The following is a 24239-nucleotide window of genomic DNA, read 5'->3' as shown; positions in this document are numbered from 1 at the left end:
GCTTATTTTTTGCTTTACAACTACAGGATATACAAATGACTCATACTTAATTATTTGAACTCCAAGGATTTATTAAAGGTTTCAATAGTAAAGTATTGGATTTATAATGAAATATATGGTTGTTTGGTCAGATTTCACTTAAGAGCAGATTCTGATAAACAATCTGATCTTTCTTACACCTAAAGTATGAATTCATGAAGAGTAAACCGCACGATCGTCTTACATACCAACTCGACTTAAAAAAGGAGGTCATCATCAATGCTTAGATTCATCTGGAACTCTTGGTGGCGGAACAAAGAACGATTCATTCTCCTTCTCGTCGGTGTCCTGATCGTCAGTACCGGACTGAGTTATCTGATTGGGACGACACAAGCCAATAATGGAACAGTCGTCGACGAACTTCAAAAACGTTGGGGATCGTCCTACGATATTGTCGTTCGTCCGAAAGACAGCCGAAGTGTGACGGAAGATTTGAAGTTGCTTGAACCAAACTATACAAGTGGTCTTGACGGCGGCATCACGCGTAAACAATATGAGACAATCAAAAAAATTACGGACGTCGAAGTCGCTGCCCCGATTGCGATGATCGGAAATAGTTATATCGATGCGAACGTCGGTACCCACACGATCACCGATCCCGGCATCTATAAACTGACGATCACCGACTCCCAAAATACCGGTCTGAAGATGGAAAAAGATACGACGACTTCCTTCCTCGCTGCCGGTTGGGAGCCTCCAAGCGGGACACGTGTGAAAGGCGTGTCTTTATTAGAACTCGGAGAACAACCATTATTCGCTTATGGTAGTGCGACGATGCTCGCTGGAATTGATCCGGAAGCCGAGGCGAAAATGGTCGGACTGGATCAATCGACTAAATCCGCTACATACAGCCGCTATTTTAAAACGGATGACAGTCCCGTTGACATGGGGAGTGACGTCTATCAAATCCCGATCTTATTAAATCAGCGCGAGTACGTTGATGCCTTCCGGACATATAAATATGAAAAAGTTGATCTCCCCTTACAGAACGATTCGATCAATACGACGATGGAGCAAGTTATTCAAAAAGGTGGCTACAAGTACCTGAACACGTTACCTTTATCGGATAAAAAAACATATAAAGTCACGACTTCGGATACGCAGAAGACATTAGTGAATGACATTCTAAAAAATACGGTTCCAGAAGAGCCACCCGGAAGCTTTAATTGGCTAGCACTCAAACCATCACCGATTTCCTATCAAAGCGTCGCTAGTCCCTATCCGTCCCGGTGGCCGTTCAGTTACCAGGTCAAACCACATGAAGTCACAAACGATAGCCTACTCGCCAAACGGACGATGTACCGTGAAGCACGTCTATTTGGAACAGACATTAATAACATGCCTAAAATGCGTTTTAATTACATTGGCGTCTTTGATCCGAAAAAGCTAGACATTTCAAAAGATCCGTTAACGGAACTACCAATGGAGACCTACTTCCCAGCGAAGGCTCAGTGGGTCATGGATAAGAAGGATCGTCCAGTTAATCCACCACGTGATGTCAAACCGACGAACGATGCCTATGACTTCCTGACAAAACCGCCTTCGATGCTGACAACACTGGATGCCGCCTTCAAGTTACGAGGCAAAAAAGCAATCTCTGTCATTCGCGTCAATGTCAAAGGTGTCGAGACGATGAATGCAGAGAGCGAAAAGAAACTCCACGCGGTCGCGCAAGAAATCGAAGATAAGACAGGACTAATCACAGACGTGACGCTCGGTTCCTCGCCGCAACTCGCTTTAACCTACTTACCTGGTCTAAAAGGAGAATCGGCACTCGGCTGGGTGCAACAGCCGTGGATCAAGCTCGGCTCCTCGATGGCCATTTTCCAAGAAGCCAAGGTCGGAATGAGCGGGGTCATCTTAAGCGTCATCGCGGTTGCTTTAGTGTATGTCTTTAGTTCGAACATCATTTTATTGTTTGCTCGGAAAAAGGAATTCGCGATTTTACTGTCGCTCGGTTGGCGCCCGCGTCAACTCTCGAAGTTATTATTTTTTGAAGCAACCCTTTTAGGAAGTTTCGTCACCTTGATTTCTTGGGCGATTCTCGGCTCATTCTGGTTGACGACGAACCATGCGACTTCAGTCGGACGTATCATCCTGATTGGTCTCGTGGGTCTTCTCATCTACTGGGGCGGCACACTTGTTCCGATGGCACTCATTCGGAAAATTCGTCCTTATGAGAGCATGAAGTCGGGGGAAGTTTCAAAAGGACACCGGATTGTCCGTGCTCGGGGTATCGTCGGCATGAGCATCAACCAGCTCGCGACCTATTGGCAACGGACGCTCCTGTCGATCATCGCGATTGCCTTACCTACAAGCCTGTTCATCTTCTTCCTGTTCGTCACGTTCCGCTTAAAAGGTGTCTTATATGCGACGTGGCTCGGTGAATTCGTCGCCCTTGAAGTTGGAACGATGCATTATGTCGCGATGGGCGTCGCACTCATGATTGCCATTCTAACAACGACAGAAATCATGTGGCAGAACGTCAATGAACGAAAAACACAACTTGCCGTCTTAAAAGCCACCGGTTGGCGAGATGGGTACATCCGCTCGCTCGTCCTGATTGAAGGGATGATGACCGGACTCTTTGCCGGCATACTCGGTCTACTCGTCGCTCTAGGGATGATTGGCTTTGTCTACAATCAGTTCCCGGTCAGCGAACTCGGCTTCTTAAGTATGATGTTATTGATCCCGATGTTAACTGGTATCCTCGGTGCATTGCTTCCTGCACAACGCGCCGTACGAATTACACCAAATGCTGCTATTGGGAGTGTGGTCATCAACTCGAAAGCGACAGAGCGTCGCTTTAAAATCGCCCTTGGAACGACGGGTGGCGTCTTACTCGCTGCTGTCGTCACCCTCTTCTTCTTCGCGTCGTCTGAGGATACTGATACATCGACGACTCCGGTCACGTCAAAAGTACCGATTGTCCAAACGACAGGAAGTAAGTTACGCGATATGAAAAATGATTCAAAGCCAACTGAAAAAGCACCGTCTAAGTCAACTGCGACGACCATCGACAAGCTGATGAAACAAGGCTTAGTTCAAACCTATCCAGGTGATCCGCTCCATAAACAGAGTACTTTCCATGTGGATCGGTTAATTCAGACACCACCCGCGTCGCTCGATTTACCGACACTCAAGAATGAACGTTATGTGACGGTGCCAGTCATCCTACATGAAAAAGGAGAGAGCGACATCGGCTATGCGGTCTACAGACCGAACACTTTCACGCTTCAAGATGCGAAGGGACATGCTTATGAGCCCATCGATTACGTCAATCACAATGAAAAAGCATGGGTCAATGCTTTTCAGTATTATCCTCCGTATCGCTCTCAAGTAGATTTGGTCTATCGCGTGCCAGACAAAAAAGCGACCTATGTACTGTTAGCGGACGGGGCTGCAGTTGGTAAAAAAATCACCGTTAAAATCGATCTACAGAAGCGAACGAATTAAACCTGTTTTCTACGCAAGAGGCTGACTCAAAAAAGAACGACGCGTCTTTTCACGTCCTTTCCTCAGGCGAGACACAAGCCAGTTTTCCTGCTTCATTTGAGCAGGAAAGCGGGTCTTGTTCGTCTCTGACAACGCATAAATGCGTTTTTCCTGTAGGGGTGGCGTGTGACGCGTCATTTTTTTGTCATGAGATAAGGTAGCAGATCATCATTCTGCAACCCTTATATTTGTAGAGACTGACTTTTGAATCAGTCCCATTTCATTATTACGAACGTCACTTCAGCAATCCGAATACCACACTTCTCTGATACACTGAATCATGGAAGTTACATTACGACATATTTAGAACGGAGTCGAACCATGACTTATTTCATGTATCTATTTTGTTTGATCGTCTGGGGACTGAACTTCATTGCTGTCAAAATCCAAGGAACACCTGTCGCCTTGGAAGTATCACTGACCTATCGATTAGCGATGACCGCTGTTCTTTTCATTCTATTCGCGTTATTCGTTAAACGAACGAACAAACCTACCGCGTCGGACATGCCTTTCATCGTCGTATTCGGTATCTGTAACTTCGCTCTGAGTTATTTATGCCTCTATTACGCGACGATGTTAAGCTCTGCCGCCATCGTGACGTTGATTTTCTCACTCAAGGTCATTCTGACACCGATCGCTCTGCGCTTGTTTTTAAAAGAGACCCTCCATGCGCGCGTTTGGATTGGGGGATGTTTTGGTATCATCGGCGTCGGTGTCCTGATCGTTCCGAGTCTAAGCAGCATCCATGGACTGACCGATTTAAAAGGTGTCTTGATTGCTCTAGTCGGCACGCTATTGACGTCAGTAGGTGACGCCAGTTCAGCGCGGAACGCCAAGCAACGAATCAACCCGGTTCATGCCAACGCGATTGGATTCACTGTCGCGAGTCTACTGATGGGCGCCATCGTCTGGTTCCAAGGAACACCACTTACGGTCCCGACAACCGTCACCTATCTTTCTGCCTTACTCTATTTAACCGTGATCGCATCATTACTTGCGTGGCTGTTTTATTTGAAACTCGTCGAACGGATCGGTGGTGCGAAGAGCGGCTATATGGTGGCACTATTTCCGCTAATTGGCGGTGTTGCTTCCGTATTGATCGGTGAATCGACGCTGTCTCTTCCTTTAATCGTCGGGTGTCTATTTAGTTGTATCGGGGCTTCGATTGCTCTAGGGATTCGTCCGTCTCGGCAACGAAATAAAGTATTCAGCTAATGTCAATTCATGAACCGGAGTGATAAATATGTCTCGAATCAGATGTACATATGATTTTTTAAATTCACCGAACGCTATTTCAAATGCTTCAGCAAGGGATATCCCCACCATTCTGTCGATTGAAGCAAATGTCAAAATCATCATTAATCATGCACTATATCTTGAAACATCGTTAGCCATCTTCGAGTTTTATAAATCGTTGTATCGGTGGAAAAGACTGGTGAAGCCTTCATGTATTCCTGTCTTTTATTATTATTCGGTGGAGTTTGATCATGATGAGGAAGGAGCAATCGTATCGATGGTCCCTTCTGCTGATCAAGGAAGGATTCAATCGATTTGGGGCGATGAACGGATGAACACTGTTTTTCCTCTCGACATCTTAGTGCCGTGCTTGTCTGATTTAGAAAGGCAACTGCGATTCGATCTTGAAGCGTACTTCGACATTCAGCTGGATGCCTTCATCCGTCACATTCCCTATTCGTCACCAAAACGCTAATAGAATGAGGAGACTTCTATATGCTTGATTTATCTCAGTTCCAGATCGAGCTTGATATCAGGAAGCCAACACCCTATTTTCAGTCAACACCAGAACGTCGTATCCGCTTTTTAATGGAAGATCTAACTGCCTCGCAGTTGAAAGAAATTCTTCAGACGATTTTTCAAAAAGACAGACCGATCCATCTTCTATTCGTCGCTGCGTACATTCATCGTTTTCGTCGTTATTCAGCAAAGGCACGAGTAGGATCGTCGATTACGATTCGAAACTGGAAAGAGTATATCGTGGAAGATGAAGGAGCTCATAAAGGTGTCATCTATGCTCATGTGAAAGATATTGAGCTCAATGAAATCATTTCCTATTGCACAAATGTCTATCGAGGGTACACATCAGCTTACATCGTCTTCCATGACTCGGTTTTCCTTTTGTATGTGTCGACGGATGTAGTGGATGTTATTGGCGATGCGACTTCGATTAAGTCGCTCAAGGAAACATATGTTGATCTTTACGACCGACTTTACGATGATTTCGATCATGCACTACGTCACTAAATGATATTACACTTTGAATCCACTATTCATATTGACATAAAGGATAGAAGATCAGGTCTCTCTGAACTTCTGTCCTTTTTTGACGTTTTGAATCATGAGTCAATAATATGAAAACTCTATGAAACTACATCCACCAGAAGAAGGAACTCCATTGTTTCTTGTGGAAAAATATGCTAGTAGTTTTATCAACTAATCTTGTTATGCTTATTGATTGCAAAATTCGCTGACAAGTTAGAAGGAGGTTAACGAAGTGGGTCCAACCAATGACATGTGGGTGTGGGTATTATTCTACGCATTCTTTTTCATCACGCTGATCAGTGCAATCTTCGTCGCGTTCAAGCATCCAGCCTTGAGAAAAGCGTCGATCCGAGCGGTGGTAGCGATGCTTTTCCTGTATGCATTATTCATTTGGAACTCTTTGTACCGTCTTGACATTACAGAATTTAGACATTTTTACGAAGGATTGACGACACTGCGACCGTGGGCATGGATGTGTGTCTTCTTATTCGCCTACACATTAAAGTGGTGGTATCTCGTCTTTCTTCATACCCGTCGTCCGAGTCCCTCTTCACATGAGGTACAGCAAAGAATTACATTTCCGAAAACCTTTGAAGGAGCTACCTGATATGAAAGTACAGCGATTCGCAGCCGTTTTTTGTCTTTCGACCATCGTTTGGACAACAGCGGGTTGTACCATGATGGAAGAACAAGCAACACCGCGTGTAGCACAAAAAAATGTCGCGTCACCTGAACAAGTAAATACTTCCTTGAAGAAAGCAACGACCGACTCCAAGAATCAACAAGCAATCGAATTAGAGAAGCAAACGGAGCGCGTCACGTTAGGTCAAACGAAAACGTACGACCTTTCTTCCTTATTAAGCAAACACCGTATCTCGATTGATCCGCAGTATTTCTATCAAAACCAGATCTTCTACTTTGACCTACAAGAAAATAAGACCACCATTTATACATACGATACGAAACGACAGCACAACAAAATCGTCCATGCGACGAAGCATGCAATCCCGATGATCACAGGTACAGGTGCGTTTTTACTATGGGTCGAAACGGAACAGCCGACAAAATCCGGAGTCAAATGGTCGATTCGTCAACTAAACATTACGACGAATCAGGTGACGACGCTGGATACTGGCGAAAGTCGCTTTGATACATCCCCTCCGCAAATCGATGTCACGTCAACTCGTGCGTCCTGGATCACGCAAGAAGCGACTGCACAAAAAACGGTCTCCACGATAAAAACGTATTCCTTAAAAACCGGAAAGATCACACCACTCCAGTCCTTCATCTTAAAAACAGGAAAGGTACGAGACGGTCTATTCACATACGAGCACCGCGATAGCGATGACGGCGTAACCTTATTCACGTCTCACTTTAACAACGGAAAGAACGTCCGTGTGCTTGAGACCTTGGACGGTACCTACAAAAAAGAAATATCCGGATTGATTGATTTCAGTCGCAGCGGTACTTATCTCGCTCTTGGAACAGAAGGCGACGCCATGTTCCAGCCGATCAGATCGGACGAAAGGACGCTAAACTATTCCGCTTCGAGTGTCCAGACGACGGTCGACGGCATTCAGTTCCTCTCAAACACACAAGTCGTCTTCCGCGAAGGCATCCATCAGTTGATGTATGCGGACTTAAAAGCGAAGACCGTCGCTCCTTTAACGGACTTTGAAGAGTTGGTATCCCCTCCTCTACTGCAAGATGGAAAACTCACTTACTCCATCACGAACGGAAAAAAATCTGCGTTGCATGTCGTAAAGCTTCTCCCGTCTAATTAAACGATCATGATCGTGATCTTAATCTAACGAAAGAAAGTCGTTTTCCGGTACTCTGTACGGATGACGACTTTCTTTCTTAAATGCTCTTTTGTATTCTTAAGAAGAACAGAGACTAACAAGTTCTTTCATAACGCTTCTACATCAGCTATTGAGGCAGCAGAGTGAAACTAAAGTCTAAGACAAACGTATCTCAATCGATCCGTGAGGAGAATGAATATGAACATCCGACAATTGTCCGTCCATGAAGATCCACCGATGGAGCTTTTGCTATCAGCAGACCCGTCTCAAAAGTTAGTCGAAAGCTATATAAAAAGAAGTTATTGTTTCGTCGCTGAAAGGAATGACAAGTGGATTGGTGTATATGTACTTCTCCCGACAAGACCCCAAACGATTGAAATCGTAAATATCTCAGTAGATGAGTCGCATCAAAAACAAGGTATCGGAAAAGATCTTTTACGACATGCGATTTGTACAGCGAAAGTACTGGGGTATACGACCATTGAAATCGGAACGGGCAATTCAAGCATTGGACAGCTAGCACTTTACCAAAAATGTGGATTCAGAATTGTTGGAGTTGATATGAACTTCTTCTTGAGACACTATGAAGAGGAGATCATCGAAAACGGAATCCGTTGCACGGATATGATTCGATTATCCCAAGACATATAAGAATTTCAGCATTCTTTTCGAAAAGTATATTTCGCTATCTCGCAGTAGAGCTCGAACGATTGTAGAAGAAACATCCTGAGACTCTTGACGTTAAATAGGATTGCAAAAAATGGATTCATCCCTCATAATATGAACATACGTTCTTATTATGAGGAGGTCCATCATGCAGCACCTTCAAAAAGAAATGACTCATTCGTTGTCGTTATCCACTATGAATCCGCTTATTTGCCTCTCCATCGATTCATCCATTATTGATTCTTCCGTTTCTACGGCTTATAAAATGGAAGTCATATTATTCATCGCTTTACGGGAGAGATTATCCTTAAAACTGCTTCCTCCCCATCATTCCTGTGGCATTACAGAACTTGTCTACATAGAAGAAGTCGACTTCGAGAGTCGACAGTTGACGCTCTTTCATATGAACGATTCATCATTGTCCTATCATCGCTACGTCGAAAACGATTATTTACTCTCCCAACAGCCTCAACTATTACTTAGCATGATGTAAGTTGAAACAAAATGATGACGTCAAAAGAGGTTGAATCCATTCCGATATCTGAATGGATTCAACCTCTTTTCGCGCTTCTCAACAACAGCGCTATTCCATTTAACGATACGAACGTTCAATCACGAAGTTTGTCTTATCCCCGCGGAAGTAGGATCGTGAATACTCGATGATTCGACCTTCCTGATCCTCCGTTACTGTTTCGATGTAGAAACATGGCGCATTGACTGGACATTTCAGATGACTACTGATCACTTCATCCGCTAGGACGATTTCGAGTGACTCTGTCGTTTTCGCTACCTGAATGTCGAAAACTTTTGCTAATGTATCGAACAACGAATGCTCCGCTTGTTCCTTCGTAATCCCTGGAGCAATCGACCAGGGGATGAATGAGATTTCATATTGTGTCGGTTCACCATCTGCATGACGAATCCGTTCAATCTTCTGGATGGGCGCTTGCTCTTCTACAGGAAAGACTTCCGTTAGGACGTCGGTCGCTGAGACGACGGATAATTGTATCAACGACACCTCGCCCCGCTTTCCCTGCACCGCTAACTGAGCGGCGTAGTTGTTCGGTGTATGCGACAATGTCTGCCGAACTTTTTTACCGGCGACGAACGTCCCACGTCCTTGCTGTCGAATCAGATACCCTTCAAGCGTCAACTGGTTCAACGCACCTCGAACGGTCGTCCGACTGACATCGAACTCTTCACAAAGTACATACTCCGTCGGGAACTTCTTCCCTTCTTCGTAATAACCTCTCTTGATTCGCGACAGTAACTCTTCCTTGATTGCCGTCTGTAACGTCGATTGCGACATACCCCCACCTCTTCCTCTAATCCTTTGTGCCTTTATTGTGATACAGACATCATACAAATGCAAATACAAATCATAATTTGTTTTATTTGTATTTTTATATTGCTCTAAGTTGTATTATTTGTTACATTTGTTACAACAAAAAGAAATCGCTTTCATGAGGAGGAATTCACAACATGCCACTCAAGGTCGTCATCATCGGTGGAGGCTCCAGCTATACACCGGAAATCATCGAAGGCTTCATCTTGCGTCACCATTCCTTTCCGGTCGACGAGGTCGTGCTTGTCGATATCGAAGACGGAAAAGAAAAGCTCGAAACCGTTGGCAAACTCGCACAACGGATGATTGACAAGTCTAACGTGAAGATCGCACTTCGTTGGACACTCGATCGAAGAGAAGCGCTCCGTGGAGCCGACTTCGTTTCGACGCAAATTCGGGTCGGTGGTCTTGCGGCCCGTGCGCTTGATGAGCGCATCCCACTGAAGCACGGCTTCATCGGTCAAGAGACGAATGGTGCTGGCGGTATGTTCAAGGCGTTTCGGACGATTCCCGTCTTACTTGAGCTCGCTGACGAGATGGCGGAACTCTGTCCCGACGCCTGGTTAATTAATTTCACCAATCCTGCAGGGATCGTGACCGAGGCACTTCTAAAACATTCCAAGCATCAGAAGGTGATTGGTGTCTGTAACATCCCGTTCAACATGCGGAACTCCGTCGCTGAAATCCTACATGCCCCCGTCGAGCACGTCTCGATCGAATTTATCGGGTTGAATCACTTCATCTTTGGTCGACAAGTCACGGTGAATGGTGTCGACCGCACAGAAGACGTTCTTTCCGCATTGAGTCAAGGGAACGACTACTCACCAGCGAATATCGTCGGACTTGGTTGGTCCGAGTCGTTTCTGAATTCGATCAAGATGTTGCCGAACCCGTACCATCAATATTATTTCCAAACGCGTGACGTGCTCGCAAAAGATCGACAAGCTTACGAAGAGAACGGGACACGCGCTGAAGTCGTTCAAGAAGTCGAACGCCGACTATTTGAGCAGTACCGAGACGTGTCACTCGACGTGAAACCGAAAGAGCTCGAACAACGCGGTGGAGCCTATTATTCGGATGCGGCGTGTAACTTAATGGACTCGCTCTATAACGACCGTGGTGATATCCAGACCGTCAATACGCTGAATCAAGGAACGATTCGTGACTTACCTGAAGATGTCGTCATCGAGGTCAACGCCGTCATCACAAAAGCCGGACCTCGTCCGCTATCGATCGGTAGCTTACCATTCCCCGTCCGTGGACTGATCACGAACTTGAAGACGTTCGAGGAACTGACGATTCAAGCAGCCGTATCTGGGAATTACGAGGGCGCTTATCTCGCTGCCCTGATGAATCCATTGATCCAAGACGAAAAACGGATCGATTCCTTACTTGAAGAACTGTTCCGCGCGCATCAGGCATACTTACCCCAATTCCAGCTTAAGGAGGTTCTCTCATGAATAAGTTCATTGAAATTGCCGGACGGATCGGTTCCCAGCGCCATCTTGTCGCCATCCGTGACGGCTTCGTCTCCGTCATGCCGCTCATCATCGTCGGTTCACTCGCGATTCTAATCAATAACTTTCCTGCCATCCAGCTCGGTAACTGGTCACTCGATTTCGTCGGCTCGATGAACAATGCTTTTGGTGAAGGCAGTTGGCAACGGCTTGGCGGCAACATTTGGAATGCCTCCTTCGCGATTCTCGGTTTATTGGTCGCTTTCTCGATTGCCTATAACTTGGCACGGTCCTACGATATCGATGGTCTCGCCGCTGGTATCCTGTCAATTGCGTCTTACGTCATGCTTGTTCCAGTCACGAAAGACTGGGGACTTAGCTTCGCTTGGCTCGGTGCCCAAGGGTTATTCGTTGCCATCATTGTCTCGCTCCTCGTGACGGAAGCATTCCGCCTTCTCATCCATACGAAGCTGACGATCCGGATGCCGGAGGGTGTGCCCGGTGGTGTCACCCGATCGTTCCAAGCGTTGATTCCTTCGATGATCATCTTGACAGTCGTTGCTGCGATCCAGTTGTTCATCCAAGTGAAACTCGAGCTCAGTATCTTTGAGGTCATCTTCAAGGCAATCCAGCAACCGCTTCAAGGCTTCGGTGATTCGCTCGCTGCTGGCCTGATCATCGCCCTGTTGAACCATGTCCTCTGGTTCTTCGGTCTACACGGCACGAACATCATCGGGTCGGTCATCGAGCCGATCTACTTACCGCTGATTGAACAGAACTTAGCTGCCTTCCAAGCTGGTGCTTCCGCCTATGACGTGCCATATACGGTAACGAAACCGTTCCTCGATGCGTTCGTCTTCATGGGTGGCTCCGGTACGACATTGTCACTCCTACTTGCGATCTTCATCGTCGTCCGGAAACAACGCAATCATCCTTATCATCAAGTCGCTAAGCTATCAGCACCCGCTGGTCTATTCAACATCAACGAACCGGTCATCTTCGGCATGCCGATCGTTCTGAATCCGGTCATGCTGATCCCGTTCATCCTCGCACCGGTCGTCTTGACGGTCGTCTCATATGTTGCACTATCAACCGGAATGGTTCCAAAGACGGTCGCCATCGTACCATGGACGACACCACCAATCATCAGCGGTTACCTTGTCACCGGTGGTAGCATCCGCGGTGTCCTGCTTCAGGTGTTCAACTTGACGCTCGCGACGCTGATTTACATCCCGTTCGTCGTAGCAGGAGCACGCGCCATGACTGCCGAAATCAATCGAAACAAAGACAGTATCCACGAAGGAGAGAAAATCAGTTGAAGACAGAATCGATCCAACAACTATCGTTCATGATTATCTTACATGCCGGAAATGCACGCTCGAGTGCTTTTGAGGCGCTTGCTGCTGCCAAACGCAGTGACGAAGCACTTGTCCAAGCGAAACTCGAGGAAGCAGAGACTTCGTTTCTTGAGGCACACAAACTTCAAACGGAACTTTTGCAAGAAGAAGCACGAGGAACGAGCAACGAGATGAGTGTCCTACTTGTCCATGCTCAAGATCATCTGATGACGGCGATGACGGTCAAGGAACTGGCGACCGAGATGATCGACCTGATCACGAAAATCAATCGACTGGAGGAAACGAAATGAACATCTTACTCGTCTGCTCAGCAGGCATGTCCACTTCAATCCTACTAGAAAAAATGCGGACGGAAGCCATAGCGCGAGGGCTTGACGCAACGATCGAAGCAGTACCCGAATCACGACTAAAGGAACATACGACGATGGACGTCATCTTGATTGGTCCGCAAGTCCGCTACCTCGAGAACAAGATTCGTTCAGCAGTTAACGTGCCGGTTGCTGTGATCGACAACATGGCATACGGATTGATGAAGGGCGATCAAGTGCTTGATCAGGCACTCTCGCTGACTGGAACGGCGCATGCGTAAAACACGTGTGATCGTCAATGCTGATGATTTCGGTTTGACGACGGGTATTAACCAAGGGATCATCGAGAGTCATCTTTTCGGTCCCGTCAATTCGACGACACTGATGATGAACGGACATGCGGTTGAAGAAGCTGTTCGACTTTCTCAGCAACATCCGGACCTGCATGTCGGCGTACATCTCGTGCTCTCTTGGGGAAAACCCCTTGCGTCGACAAGTCAGTCGTTAACGAAGGCGGACGGAACGTTTCGTTTCACGAGTCGCTTTTTGAAAGAAGAACCACCGGATCCTGAAGGCGTCTACTTGGAATGGAAAGCCCAGATTGAAGCTTTTCTTGCTACCGGGCTGTCGTTGCACCACTTAGACAGTCACCATCATATCCACAGCTGGTCCGCGATCGACTCCGTCATCGTCGAGCTCGCTAACGAATATCAAACGACGTTCCGTGCTGCGGGGAACAAGAAGCACCGGGATCTCTGGCTGACGAATCGCTTCGATGAGCGGTTTTATGGAGAGGGCGTTTCGTTTGCGACACTTGATTCAATCACACCAGGTTCATCCGTTGAGGTCATGGTGCACCCTGCCAACATGGATGCGTTACTTCCAAGCGTCACGTCTTATGTGAATCAGCGACTCGTCGAGAAAGATCTTTTAACGAGATATACTCCACCGGATTGGTGGACATGAAAATAACATCCCTACTGCCTTGACAAACCAAGGAGTAGGGATGTTGTCATTTTCTTTATGAAACGTTGCGATAAGAAATTGCGATTTATTTTAGAATTAATTTTAGAATTAATTTTAGAATTAATTTTACAAATATATAATTTAACTACATGATGAACGCTGCTTTCACACTACGCATTATTTGGTGTAATACGAAATTGAGTTTCAGAAAGTATATCTTCCGAATAATCAATCGCAGTTAACTGAGTGAGGTCTGTTAAGACGATGTCAATTAATGGTCCTTCGACTTTATAGTTATTTTCTTGAAGCCATTCTTGTAGAAATGAATATAATTTACGAAATCGTTCCTTCCCCGCCATACCTCTACTCACAATACAAGCATAACTACCACTAGGCAAAGTCGCATTCTGAAACGGGGATGTCATGGAAGGAAGAAGCATGCCTACCTCTAAATCGATTTCTGGAAGATGTCTTTCGAAGTGAGAAAATTCTTTATTTAGCTGAATATGATGATGCTGTAACACGAGCGATGTAACGGGTACATCCTCAAACGAATTTTCTTTGAGTAACTGTATAAAGGCGTCTTGATAGATATCAATTCCCCCTCTGTCGAAAATCTTTCGCTTCGATAGAATAGGTCGTTCATCAAAATGTTTCACTACTATTTCCCAACTATCCTTTTTCGTGATTGTTGACGAAATTAATTCCTTTTCTATAGATTCGATTCGGCGATGCACTTCCTTCTCAGTCTGAAGAAGTGCCAACCGCTTTAACTTAATTTCTTGTTTCTTCTTATCTAACAATCCAAGTTGAAGATTCATATCTCTTTCGTTTAAAAAAAGTTGAACTTCTTCAAGAGAAAAATTCATCCTGCGCAGATGCTGGACGATTTTCATATGTGTGATGTCGTGTTGTGTGTAATATCGATACTTACTATGTGGATCGATTTGACGCGAACGGATCAGACCAATCTGATCATAATATCGTAGTGTCGATGCAGGTATCCCACTTTGTTTTGCAGCCTCTCCAATTTTAAATAAACTCAAGTTATCTCTCCTTTTAAACTATATTTTATAGAAAGCTTGACCTTAAAGTTACTTGAAGGTTGATAATCAATCAGTGTCATCACAACATTGATTGAAGGAGAACTGAACTATGAAGTCAAGAAGGAAACGTACTCTTTTATTTTTATCTCTAATAGTAACTGGGAGTCTTTTCGTCTATCTTACCCGCCCTTTCGTACAAAACGAAACAGATAATGAAAATATTTCACTTCAAAGTAAAACAGATACTGAACAGTTGAAGATAAGTCTTCAACAGCAGATGAAACACAATGAGTCGGACGCATTATATGCAATTCAGGATACCCAACAAGTGGCATCCATCGGCTCTTCGAACGAATTGTATAATGTTGCTTCTATTCGTAAAAGCATCATCAGTGCACTATTTGGGATTGCAGAGGAAAAAAGGTTAGTAGACTTGGATATGACATTGGGACAACTCTCTGTCGATGATTCTAAGCAACCCTTAACGAAACAAGAGAAATCCGCAACAATTCGGGACTTATTACAAGCACGATCAGGTATCTACTTAAACGCATTGGGTGAATCACAACGAATGAAAGATTTACGTCCAAAACGTGAAAGTCATACTCCAGGAAGTTTTTATTACTATAACAATTGGGATTTTAACATGTTGGGTCTTATTCTTGAGAAAGAGACGAAAATGAAAATCGGAGATGCTTTTGAACAATGGATCGCCAAGCCTGTTGGCATGAAAACATTTAGCCCTTCTCATGTCACTTATGAAAAGAATGAAGAAACATCCATTCCGATGTATCGATTTTATATGTCTGCCGAAAACCTTGCCCGATTTGGTGCGCTTTATGCCCAAGATGGTAAGTGGAAAGGACGATCCGTTATTCCAATCAAGTGGGTTGAGGAGAGTACAATGGCTTACTCTAAGATTTCGGACGTCGATCGTTTTTCAGGATATGGATATCTTTGGTGGTTAGAATCAAATGCTAAAAATCCTCTGTTATGGGGAGTGGGATCAGGCGGACAGTTTTTAATCGTTGATCGGAAGAATAATTTATCCATCGCTTTATTGAATGACACTGGAACTTCGCCATTATCAACTCTCACTTATCGTTGGTTCGGACAGGAATCGACATATGCTGAGGCAAGGGCGATTCATCGACTATTAATAAAGTAGAATGTAGGAAATATGAAAAATCCCTGCTCTCTTGACAAAACGAGGAGTGGGGATGTTGTCATCTATTCCTAAAATTTTATGATGAAAATCCAAGGTTCTAATTGGAATTAATTTTACAGACATCTTACTTAATGGCATAATAATGGTAACCTTTTCATGAGGAGGAGATACTTTTGAAAAAACAGCTTGCTTTTGCCAGTTCTTTTGCGCTCTCAGCTATCACAATCGTCATCATTCTTAAATTAGTTGGAGTCGATCTCTAAAGCAATCAATCAAATGATGTAGATTTTCAAATCAATGATTCAATCGCTGTTATGATGTATCGTCTTCCGATCATCTGTAACAGCTTTTCTAGGTTTAATGCTATGGAACGATCGGAAGTGATGAATTGAAAAAAGTCGGAATGAACGTTTTGGTTGCCTTACTCCTATTAGGAGGACTGCTGTTTTACTTAGACGTCCGATACGATGAACGATTCGAGCAGCACGTCAGCACAAAAGTCGAAACCTATGTCGCGAAAAAATACGGTCCAGCTCATGTCGTCTCACTCCACTCTGCTTATGACGACAAACACCGCGATAAAGAGAAACGCTATAAGATTGCCGTAAAAGTACAGGGGCAAGGACTTCAAAAAGAGGAATATTTCTTGTATCGTCTTCAAGATGATCACGTCGTCGAGATGGGCACGACGACCAGTTTGCCCAAGCGAAACTAAATCACGTGATGCTTTCTAATTTCACACTACATATCACGAAAGGTCAGAAGATTCTTTTTTACTCGGAATCAACTGACCTTTTCGTTTAACCTTTTTAAGGCTCAGAAATACTGTAAGCCAGTAACAGTAAATAGGACATCATGCACAACGTAATAAGATGGATGCCGACGAATCCCCACTTGAGTATTCGATGCTTCGTTTTGTACCCTGTGTATACGCCGACTAACGGAACGATAAACAGAAGCAGGATATAGACAGTTCCAAACCCTTTCAGACTGACTCCGCTCTTCATCAGGAAAAATAAGAAACAAAAACAGATGAATGCAGATAACGAAAGAATACTGTAACGATTCATAAGCCCTCCTCCACTACAAACACAGCTTAGCGTCTTACCGTCTGAAGATTAAAGTATTCCGATAGTGGCACGATTCGCCCCTGTTCATGCCAGTTCCGATATGCTTCAAAAACACGTAAGACGTCCCCGTCATACCGTTCCTCGATAAGATGGTGGATTGCGAGAAAGCTCCGCCAATAATCAAACATGATACTCGACAGACTACCGGCATAGGAGGCACTCCCAAATTGATCAATCGAGCGCGCTCCATACTCCTCCTGAAAGAGCTCGACCAATTCTGTCTCAATTGTCGTAATTCGCTTGAATGCTTCGTCCGACAACAAATGCTTTCGGGGTAGATACTCACACATTCCCTCTTCGAACCAGATCCCGTCTGCTCTCTCATCGTCGAATTCATCAACGAACAAATCCAAGTGATGCGTCAGTTCATGACCAGCAATCGTCAAGACGTGATCTTCCGCAAGCGTTTCGTAGAATGCTCGAATATGCGGTACGTCCTTTCCGTCGAGTTGAGACAAAAATAACGTTCGCCATTCTGCAACGTCTGGTGATATGTAAATCAAGTCCTTATTCGTAAATGCTGGAATCGGAATGTCCGAGAAGACGGTCGTCGCGAGTTCCGCTGACGTCCAAACAATTCCTTTCGGCACGTCGATCAGTTGATACGTCTCTTGTAAGATCGTTTGATACTCGTCTAACCGTGCTTGAAAGCGATGCGTGACCGCCTCGTATTTATCATAGTCCGTTTTTGTCTCAAACGCATGAATCTGTTTCATCATCGCTATATCCCCCATCCTTAAAATAGCCTATTTTATTTTAACATATATTGGATAAACACAAAAAACCACCTGACCCAGGTGGTTCGATGAATCATTCGTTTGCTATTAACACGACGACGTTACCGAATTTTTGTCCGGAGTCAACGTAACGATGGGCTTCGACGATCTCATCAAGCGAATAGATATGGTCGATGACGGCTTTAAACCGTCCCGCTTCAAACTGTTCATTTAAATAGTGTAGATCCTCTTTCCGTTCCCTCGCTACACCCTGCCCTGCGACGGATGCAAAGGCACCGTTTTGTTTGACGTGCCGTTTCGCTTGCGTCTTATTGATCTTTCCGGACGCATCGAAGACGGCATCGTACTTCAGCAACAATCCATCGTAGCCGTCCTTTGTATAATCGATGACGTGATCGGCACCGAGCGCTTTGACCCGCTCCGCGTTTCGTCCACTACAGACAGCCGTCACCTGCAACCCTTTTGCTTTGGCGATCTGAACGGCAGCCGTCCCGACAGCGCCCGACGCACCGTAAATCAAGATTGTCTTCATCTGATCGATTTGGAGTTTCCGGAAGAAATGAAGCGACGTCGTACCACCGAACGGGAGACAGACCGCTTCCGTGTACGATGCGTGCTGCGGTATTTTTGCAATGCAACGTTTCTCAGACACGCACGCATATTCGGCGTATCCACCGAAGCCAAATCCGGTCAAGGCATGAATGCGGTCTCCGACTTGAAACTGCTTGACGTCCTGACCGACTTCGACGACTTCACCGGCAAGAACGACGCCAAGGATCGGTTGTCTCGGTCGCTTGAAGCCGACAGCCAGACGCATTGGAAGCTTCCCCAACAGTGGAACATCGAGCGAACGCATGCGACGATCTCCGGAATGGACGGCAGATGCATGTACTTTAATGAGTAGATCGTTTGATTTTGGAACCGGGCGTGGTACCTCTGTGATGTGCAAGACGTCAGGGGGTCCGTAGCGGGTACAGATGGCTGCCTTCATCGTATTTCCTCCTCTGATCGAGATGATGGTTTTCCTTTAATCATACGCTGATTTCAATCTGAATTCCTGTTATTTTGGAGTAAGAAAGATTTTTTTGTTTTACATCAATCGGTTTTGAAACTGGTAAAATTTATATAATAATACGATTTCATCTAACCCTATTAACAGACGAAAGCAGGTGCCTGGTTCATGCCGACATGTCGTTGGCTTTTTGCTTTTATTCTATTCCTTTGTATACCGCTTAGTGCCTGTACACACGAGAATGATGCACGTATCGTCGAGAAAGTTACAGGGGATACGTTATTCGTTGCTCCAAGTGAACAACATCCGGACGAGCAGTATGCATTGACAGAGATTCGCGTCACAACGGACACGATCGTCTATGGCAAAACGGATAACACGTCTGCCATTCAAACGGGTGATACGATTCAAGTGACGTTTGCAAAGGACTCGATTGTCGCAACCGAGATCCGTCGAACGAAAAAATAAGAAAGAGGGATTATCCATGATTGTTCCAATACTCCGCCATCTACGCAATATTTTCATGAGCATGAGCCTCATCTTCGGTTCATCCTATTTTTTTCAAAGAAGTTATGGTGATGAAATCACCGGTTTGTTTTTCATCGGAATTATAGGTGCGATTGGTTTTTGTATTACCCTAGGACTACTCTGGTATCTCAAACGAAAAGAATCGCACGGTTTTTAATAAGTTTGTCAAAGGAGACACAATCATGATGGCACGTACGAAAAAATTACACCTTATTCAGAAGGTACTCTTCGCGCTTCTGATCACGCTCTCGATGATTGGTGCTGTTTTCGCACCTCATTCTGTCGATGCAGTGACTAAGGAGTATACATCTTACAAAAAGCTAAAACTCGGCATGACCGCGACAGACGTCGCAAAATCGCTCTACGGAAAATCATATAAGAAATACATAAAGAAAGAACATGGCGTCACGACACTCAATCATGATGTAGTATTGAGTGAAATCAAAGACGACTATGCTTTATACGCTTTCTCATTTTATCCTTACGATAAAAAAAATGATCATTGGTCTTTACAGCGCATGCATCTGATCTTCAAAACGAAACAAAAAGGTCACACGTTATATCTTGTGCAAAAGGAATACACCCCTAAAACGCCTTCGAAAAAACGACTCTTGCCAGGAAAGAAATTTAAACCAGGCATGACGATAGCTGAATTCGATCATATTCTTTCAGGTAAAGGGCTCGGTGTCATGACGGCTCACCGCACAGAAGATTACTCTAAGATCGGAAAAGCCTATGATGACAATACAGTCGAATATCCAGAAAAACAGACATCACTCTTTTACTCGTATCGAAATCCAACGGGTGATGATTGGATGATCGTTGAATTTAAATATGATTTCGATCAAAAGAGATATATCGCTCAAAAATAACGAGTATTCATCTTCGGATGAATACTTTTTTACTTTTAATTGAAATTGATTGAATCTTTTTACAGAGTGTTTCGTAAAAATCTGTATACACGAAAGGAGCTCGACACACATGTTTGATTTGTTATTGGCCGTTGGTATTTGTCTCGTTGGATATTGGTTCTACTATGTCTTCTTACTCGGATTCAAAAAAGGAAATATCGTCATGACGTTTAACGAGCGGTTCATCCATCATGAAGACCATATTCAAGCTGTTAAGCGAAGATTAAAGGATGACGGTCGCCACTTCGAGTATCTTGGAGATCGAAAATTTATCGTCGATGGTAAACCGTACCTGTTCATGGAACGGACGGTTCCAGGAGACTTTGGTCCTCTGCAACAGACGATTCTAAAAGGTCAACGTAAAGCGTTCTAACCAAAACACCGCTCCTTCTGTCAATGACAGAGGGAGCGGTGCTTATTTGATTAAGCATTATTCAGGTGTATGTGCATACAATTCATCCATGACGCGTCGAATCGCGGGCAATGAATGCTCTAAATCAATCCAGGTTTTAAAATAATACTCGAAAAAGACACCTTGGTTCCGCATCCGTTCTAATGTATTAATCGGATCTCCTTCGGTGACCCAATCTAGGTTCTCAAAATTTGTATAACTATCCGTACACGATACGTCCTCCTCGTGAATGCCTGACTCTAAATAATCATTCGAACAGGTCTCATTTTGTACATCGATTTGTCGATAAAAATCACGAAGTCCTTCCTTTGGACGATTGATATGGTAGGACTCACCCGTTTGATAACTCTCCTGGTAATACCATTCCCACAAGATGACCCATTTCCAGACCAACCCATCGATTAGATAATGGCCGATTGCCCGGTCCATCCGGCAAAAGTTAAATCGAAACGTCCGTTCACCAAAGTTCGTCTTCAAATCAAGGACGACTTTGATATTATTGGTTTCCGGCGGATGACCGAAAAATAAGATGCCATGCTCGAATCCTTGTGCAAACTCCTCGATTGACTGGCGCCTGCCGGCTTTATCCTCAAAACTGACTGTAATCGAATCGAACTGAACGATTGATTGCTCCATCTTTTTTCCCCACCTTGTATATGTATTCAAAAAAGTGAGCCTCGAGCGAGACTCACTTTTGTTCGTCATGACGAGACGACTTCTCCACCCGTCAAATCGATATGTCCTTCTCCCCATGCGCACATCGCGTCAAGAATCGGCTTCAGCGACCAGCCGTACTCGGATAACGAATAGACGACTTTCGGTGGGACTTGTTCAAAGACCGTCCGGATGATGACGCCGTCTTCTTCTAACTCGCGCAATTGTTGCGTCAGCATTTTTTGAGTGATTGTCGGCATCAGCTTGCGGAGCTCACTCGTCCGACGCTCGCCTTTGATCAAATGACACATGATGACGACCTTCCACTTTCCACCGATGACTTCAAGTGTTGCTTCGACCGGGATATTGTATGGCATATATGTTCCATCCTTTCGTGATTCCGTTAAGGGCATAGGTACTTTTTAGTGCCTATCGTACTTGAAAGTGCGTACTTCCCAAACAGATTAGCTGGCTATATGATAGCAATTGTCAACGGAAAGTACAACCTCCTTTTAGACCTTGTATCTAAATAAAGGAGTAGGGTACTTTTTAGTGCCTATCGCACTTTAAAGTACGTACTTCCCGAAATAAAACACCCCGGTTATGCTGGGTTCATGTCAATCGGATCATGTTTGGTCGGGCCCACCGGACACGATCCCCACTGAAATCATCTTTAGGAGGAATCCCCATGAATCAATTAAACTCACAGATCCAGGAGGAACAGGTCCCAAGAAACGGCGGACTTGCCCTACTTGCCTTAGCAATCAGCGCATTTGGTATCGGTACGACGGAATTCGTTCCCGTCGGACTGCTCGCAGCAATCGCTGGTGACTTAAATATCGGTATCACACTCGCTGGTCTCATCATCTCTGGTTACGCGATCGGTGTCGCCGTCGGTGCTCCGATTTTGACAGCACTAACGAACCGGATGAATCGGAAAACGTTACTGATGGCATTGATGGTCGTCTTCATCGCTGGTAACCTCGTGTCCGCGATTTCACCGACGTTTGAATTGTTGATCGTCGCTCGTTTCATCACCGCCTTCTCGCACGGTGTTTTCTTCTCAATCGGTGCGACGATTGCCGTCCAGCTCGTACCGGAGCATAAAAAAGCGAGTGCCATCGCCTTGATGTTCACGGGTCTGACAGTCGCAACGGTCACAGGTGTACCACTCGGAACATTCATCGGTCAATCATTCGGCTGGCGCGCGACGTTCTTCGCGGTTGCTGCACTCGGTATCATTGCGATCATCGCAAGCTTCTTCTTGATTCCAAAAGACTTGAAAGAATCACCACCTGCTAAGTTCTCCGACATGTTCAAATTGTTGACGAACGGACGCTTGATGCTTGGCTTCTTGATCACTGCCCTCGGTTACGGTGGAACGTTCGTCGCCTTTACGTACTTGACACCGATCATGCAGGACGTCACGAAAATCAGTCCGAGCTTGATCAGTATCATTCTGCTCGTCTACGGAATTGCGGTCGCAATCGGGAACACGGTCGGTGGGAAACTCGCGAACGGTAATCCGATCAAAGCGTTGTTCTATATGTTCATCATCCATGCCATCGTCATGATCGCCCTCTCGTTCATGATTCCGTTCAAGGTCGCCGGTATCATCGGTATCATCTTAATGGGACTCCTTGCGTTCATGAACGTCCCTGGACTCCAGCTCTATATCGTTCAGTTGGCTGAAAAATATGTCCCAGCAGCAGTCGATGTGGCATCTGCCTTGAATATCGCAGCCTTCAACATCGGGATCGCACTCGGAGCAACGATTGGTGGTCTCGTCACCGATACGATCGGTCTCGTCCACACGCCATGGGTCGGCGGGATCATGGTCATTCTTGCCGTCATCTTGACAGGTGTCTCGCGTCGTCTCGAACATCAATAAGGAGGACTACTATGTTTTACGATCATAAAAGTTATCAGCGGATGTACCGGGAGGGCGAGCTCACGCTCGGTCTCCACGTCCCGCTCGAGAATTTCAAGATGCGAACACCGACGCTTGCCAATCAAGTCGAGCTCGCACAAAAAGCAGAGAACTATGGTTTTACGACCCTCTGGTTACGCGACGTTTTATTAAAGGATCCTTATTTTCTTGATCCGGCTGTCGGACAGATTCATGACATGCTGATATACGGGACGCATCTCCTCAGCCAAACGAAACAGATCGCCCTCGGAACGTCAGCACTCGTCCTGCCGCTCCGTCATCCGTTACGCTCTGCGAAGGAAGTCGCGACGATTGATGCGTTGTTCCCGGAACGTTTGATTCTCGGTGTCTCGTCCGGTGACCGGCAAGCCGACTTCCATGGACTCGGTGTCGATCATCCGAGCCGTGGTGCTCAGTTCAAGGAAGCACTGCAAGTGATGGAGCAAGCTTTATATGAAGATTATCCGCAAATCGATTCGACGTATGGGGAAGTCCGTGGCGCGACACTCGTGCCACGACCAAAGAAAAAAATCCCGACGATGATCACGGGTTTCGCACAGCAGGATATGGACTGGCTCGCAAAAAACGGCGACGGCTGGATGTATTATCCGCAAGGACCGTTCGAACAAGCACGTGCCATCGAACAATGGCGTGCAGCGAGTCAAGCAGCCGGTAATACAACGTTTCGTCCGTTTTCGATGCCGATGCATCTTGATTTATCCGCGGATCCAAATGAAGAAGCGACACCGATTCGACTCGGTTTTCGGATCGGACGCCATCGACTGATCGAGTTGCTGGAATTGTATCGTGAGCTTGGCGTCAATCATCTGTTCTTCGCCCTATTCGACGGTGAGCGATCAGCGGAAGATGTCATCGATGAACTCGGAACGTACGTCTTGCCGCATTTTCCTCCCTTATCATGATGCCTTAAAAATCACTTTATAATTAAAAGTAATATACATGAAACCCAGTCCCTTTTCGGAACTGGGTTTCAT

The 24239-nt window shown here is 45.4% G+C and carries 27 protein-coding genes; 20 read left to right on the top strand and 7 right to left on the bottom strand.

The genetic code is table 11. The features are described from left to right. Positions 1-258: 258 nt before the first annotated feature. From K7G97_RS07640 to K7G97_RS07605, 8 genes are all read left to right on the top strand, one after another. Positions 259-3495: an ABC transporter permease gene (locus tag K7G97_RS07640; RefSeq protein WP_223041851.1), complete on the top strand. Its 3237-nt coding sequence runs from the start codon at positions 259-261 to the stop codon at positions 3493-3495. A gap of 360 nt (positions 3496-3855) precedes the next feature. Then, entirely contained in the window at positions 3856-4749 is an 894-nt protein-coding gene (locus tag K7G97_RS07635; protein WP_223041850.1) for a DMT family transporter, read from the top strand. Positions 4750-4777: 28 nt separating this feature from the next. Then, positions 4778-5245 carry a DUF7878 domain-containing protein gene (locus tag K7G97_RS17620; RefSeq protein WP_441316687.1) on the top strand — a complete coding sequence of 156 codons (468 nt, stop codon included), beginning with the start codon at positions 4778-4780 and terminating at the stop codon, positions 5243-5245. 20 nt (positions 5246-5265) lie between these two features. Beyond that, on the top strand, positions 5266-5796 hold the full coding sequence (locus tag K7G97_RS07625) for a hypothetical protein (RefSeq protein WP_223041848.1): 531 nt from the start codon (positions 5266-5268) through the stop codon (positions 5794-5796). A gap of 250 nt (positions 5797-6046) precedes the next feature. Beyond that, entirely contained in the window at positions 6047-6421 is a 375-nt protein-coding gene (locus K7G97_RS07620; protein WP_223041847.1) for a hypothetical protein, read from the top strand. Between the two features lies 1 nt (position 6422). Continuing rightward, positions 6423-7598 (top strand): hypothetical protein, encoded by a 1176-nt coding sequence (locus tag K7G97_RS07615; RefSeq protein WP_223041846.1) that lies wholly within the window; start codon positions 6423-6425, stop codon positions 7596-7598. A gap of 216 nt (positions 7599-7814) precedes the next feature. After that, positions 7815-8267, top strand: coding sequence for a GNAT family N-acetyltransferase (locus K7G97_RS07610; RefSeq protein WP_223041845.1), 453 nt, complete (start codon positions 7815-7817; stop codon positions 8265-8267). A 163-nt stretch (positions 8268-8430) separates the two neighbouring features. After that, complete coding sequence (locus K7G97_RS07605) at positions 8431-8775, top strand: hypothetical protein (RefSeq protein ID WP_223041844.1); 345 nt, start codon at positions 8431-8433, stop codon at positions 8773-8775. A gap of 99 nt (positions 8776-8874) precedes the next feature. Here K7G97_RS07605 and K7G97_RS07600 read toward each other — a convergent pair whose 3' ends face one another. Then, positions 8875-9591: a GntR family transcriptional regulator gene (locus tag K7G97_RS07600; protein ID WP_223041843.1), complete on the bottom strand. Its 717-nt coding sequence runs from the start codon at positions 9589-9591 to the stop codon at positions 8875-8877. Positions 9592-9764: 173 nt separating this feature from the next. Here K7G97_RS07600 and K7G97_RS07595 point away from each other — a divergent pair, with 173 nt between their 5' ends. From K7G97_RS07595 to chbG, 5 genes are read left to right on the top strand one after another with little or no spacing between them, the layout of a single operon-like run. Continuing rightward, complete coding sequence (locus K7G97_RS07595; protein WP_223041842.1) at positions 9765-11087, top strand: 6-phospho-beta-glucosidase; 1323 nt, start codon at positions 9765-9767, stop codon at positions 11085-11087. Beyond that, complete coding sequence (gene celB / locus K7G97_RS07590) at positions 11084-12403, top strand: PTS cellobiose transporter subunit IIC (RefSeq protein WP_223041841.1); 1320 nt, start codon at positions 11084-11086, stop codon at positions 12401-12403. The genes K7G97_RS07595 and celB overlap by 4 nt, the downstream gene beginning before the upstream one ends. 29 nt (positions 12404-12432) lie before the next feature. Further along, the gene (locus K7G97_RS07585; protein WP_223042005.1) at positions 12433-12732 is read left to right on the top strand and encodes a PTS sugar transporter subunit IIA; all 300 of its coding nucleotides are present in this window, start codon (positions 12433-12435) and stop codon (positions 12730-12732) included. After that, positions 12729-13031: a PTS sugar transporter subunit IIB gene (locus tag K7G97_RS07580; protein WP_223041840.1), complete on the top strand. Its 303-nt coding sequence runs from the start codon at positions 12729-12731 to the stop codon at positions 13029-13031. The genes K7G97_RS07585 and K7G97_RS07580 overlap by 4 nt, the downstream gene beginning before the upstream one ends. After that, positions 13024-13716: a chitin disaccharide deacetylase gene (gene chbG / locus K7G97_RS07575; protein WP_223041839.1), complete on the top strand. Its 693-nt coding sequence runs from the start codon at positions 13024-13026 to the stop codon at positions 13714-13716. The genes K7G97_RS07580 and chbG overlap by 8 nt, the downstream gene beginning before the upstream one ends. A gap of 170 nt (positions 13717-13886) precedes the next feature. On the opposite strand, the gene K7G97_RS07570 is transcribed toward chbG, so the two are convergent. Further along, positions 13887-14762 (bottom strand): MerR family transcriptional regulator, encoded by an 876-nt coding sequence (locus K7G97_RS07570; protein ID WP_223041838.1) that lies wholly within the window; start codon positions 14760-14762, stop codon positions 13887-13889. Positions 14763-14871: 109 nt separating this feature from the next. On the opposite strand from K7G97_RS07570, the gene K7G97_RS07565 reads away from it, so the two are divergent. Both K7G97_RS07565 and K7G97_RS07560 read left to right on the top strand, forming a co-directional pair. Then, on the top strand, positions 14872-15930 hold the full coding sequence (locus K7G97_RS07565; RefSeq protein WP_223041837.1) for a serine hydrolase domain-containing protein: 1059 nt from the start codon (positions 14872-14874) through the stop codon (positions 15928-15930). A 403-nt stretch (positions 15931-16333) separates the two neighbouring features. Continuing rightward, positions 16334-16645 carry a hypothetical protein gene (locus K7G97_RS07560; RefSeq protein ID WP_223041836.1) on the top strand — a complete coding sequence of 104 codons (312 nt, stop codon included), beginning with the start codon at positions 16334-16336 and terminating at the stop codon, positions 16643-16645. A gap of 94 nt (positions 16646-16739) precedes the next feature. Here K7G97_RS07560 and K7G97_RS07555 read toward each other — a convergent pair whose 3' ends face one another. From K7G97_RS07555 to K7G97_RS07545, 3 genes are all read right to left on the bottom strand, one after another. After that, positions 16740-17000: a hypothetical protein gene (locus K7G97_RS07555; RefSeq protein ID WP_223041835.1), complete on the bottom strand. Its 261-nt coding sequence runs from the start codon at positions 16998-17000 to the stop codon at positions 16740-16742. 26 nt (positions 17001-17026) lie between these two features. Beyond that, positions 17027-17779, bottom strand: coding sequence for a collagenase (locus K7G97_RS07550; protein WP_262415815.1), 753 nt, complete (start codon positions 17777-17779; stop codon positions 17027-17029). A 91-nt stretch (positions 17780-17870) separates the two neighbouring features. Then, the gene (locus tag K7G97_RS07545; RefSeq protein WP_223041834.1) at positions 17871-18788 is read right to left on the bottom strand and encodes an NAD(P)-dependent alcohol dehydrogenase; all 918 of its coding nucleotides are present in this window, start codon (positions 18786-18788) and stop codon (positions 17871-17873) included. A gap of 189 nt (positions 18789-18977) precedes the next feature. Between K7G97_RS07545 and K7G97_RS07540 the strand changes: the two genes are divergently transcribed. The 3 genes from K7G97_RS07540 (at position 18978) to K7G97_RS07530 (ending at position 20621) form a co-directional block, all read left to right on the top strand. After that, positions 18978-19277, top strand: a complete 300-nt coding sequence (locus K7G97_RS07540; protein WP_223041833.1) for a hypothetical protein — start codon at positions 18978-18980, stop codon at positions 19275-19277. A 242-nt stretch (positions 19278-19519) separates the two neighbouring features. After that, positions 19520-20209, top strand: a complete 690-nt coding sequence (locus K7G97_RS07535) for a hypothetical protein (protein ID WP_223041832.1) — start codon at positions 19520-19522, stop codon at positions 20207-20209. Positions 20210-20318: 109 nt separating this feature from the next. After that, positions 20319-20621 (top strand): hypothetical protein, encoded by a 303-nt coding sequence (locus K7G97_RS07530; protein ID WP_174316223.1) that lies wholly within the window; start codon positions 20319-20321, stop codon positions 20619-20621. Between the two features lie 57 nt (positions 20622-20678). On the opposite strand, the gene K7G97_RS07525 is transcribed toward K7G97_RS07530, so the two are convergent. Both K7G97_RS07525 and K7G97_RS07520 read right to left on the bottom strand, forming a co-directional pair. Further along, positions 20679-21296, bottom strand: a complete 618-nt coding sequence (locus K7G97_RS07525) for a hypothetical protein (protein ID WP_223041831.1) — start codon at positions 21294-21296, stop codon at positions 20679-20681. A gap of 65 nt (positions 21297-21361) precedes the next feature. After that, positions 21362-21691 carry a winged helix-turn-helix transcriptional regulator gene (locus K7G97_RS07520; protein ID WP_023468096.1) on the bottom strand — a complete coding sequence of 110 codons (330 nt, stop codon included), beginning with the start codon at positions 21689-21691 and terminating at the stop codon, positions 21362-21364. 311 nt (positions 21692-22002) lie between these two features. Here K7G97_RS07520 and K7G97_RS07515 point away from each other — a divergent pair, with 311 nt between their 5' ends. Together K7G97_RS07515 and K7G97_RS07510 are read left to right on the top strand one after the other, a co-directional pair. Further along, positions 22003-23205, top strand: a complete 1203-nt coding sequence (locus K7G97_RS07515) for an MFS transporter (protein WP_223041830.1) — start codon at positions 22003-22005, stop codon at positions 23203-23205. An 11-nt stretch (positions 23206-23216) separates the two neighbouring features. Then, on the top strand, positions 23217-24167 hold the full coding sequence (locus tag K7G97_RS07510; RefSeq protein WP_223041829.1) for a TIGR03571 family LLM class oxidoreductase: 951 nt from the start codon (positions 23217-23219) through the stop codon (positions 24165-24167). Positions 24168-24239 lie beyond the last annotated feature (72 nt).

This window comes from Exiguobacterium acetylicum, assembly GCF_019890935.1.
Lineage (GTDB): Bacteria > Bacillota > Bacilli > Exiguobacteriales > Exiguobacteriaceae > Exiguobacterium_A > Exiguobacterium_A abrahamii.
Note: the sequence above shows the minus strand (reverse complement) of the source record. Positions and strands in the feature narration are given on the sequence as shown.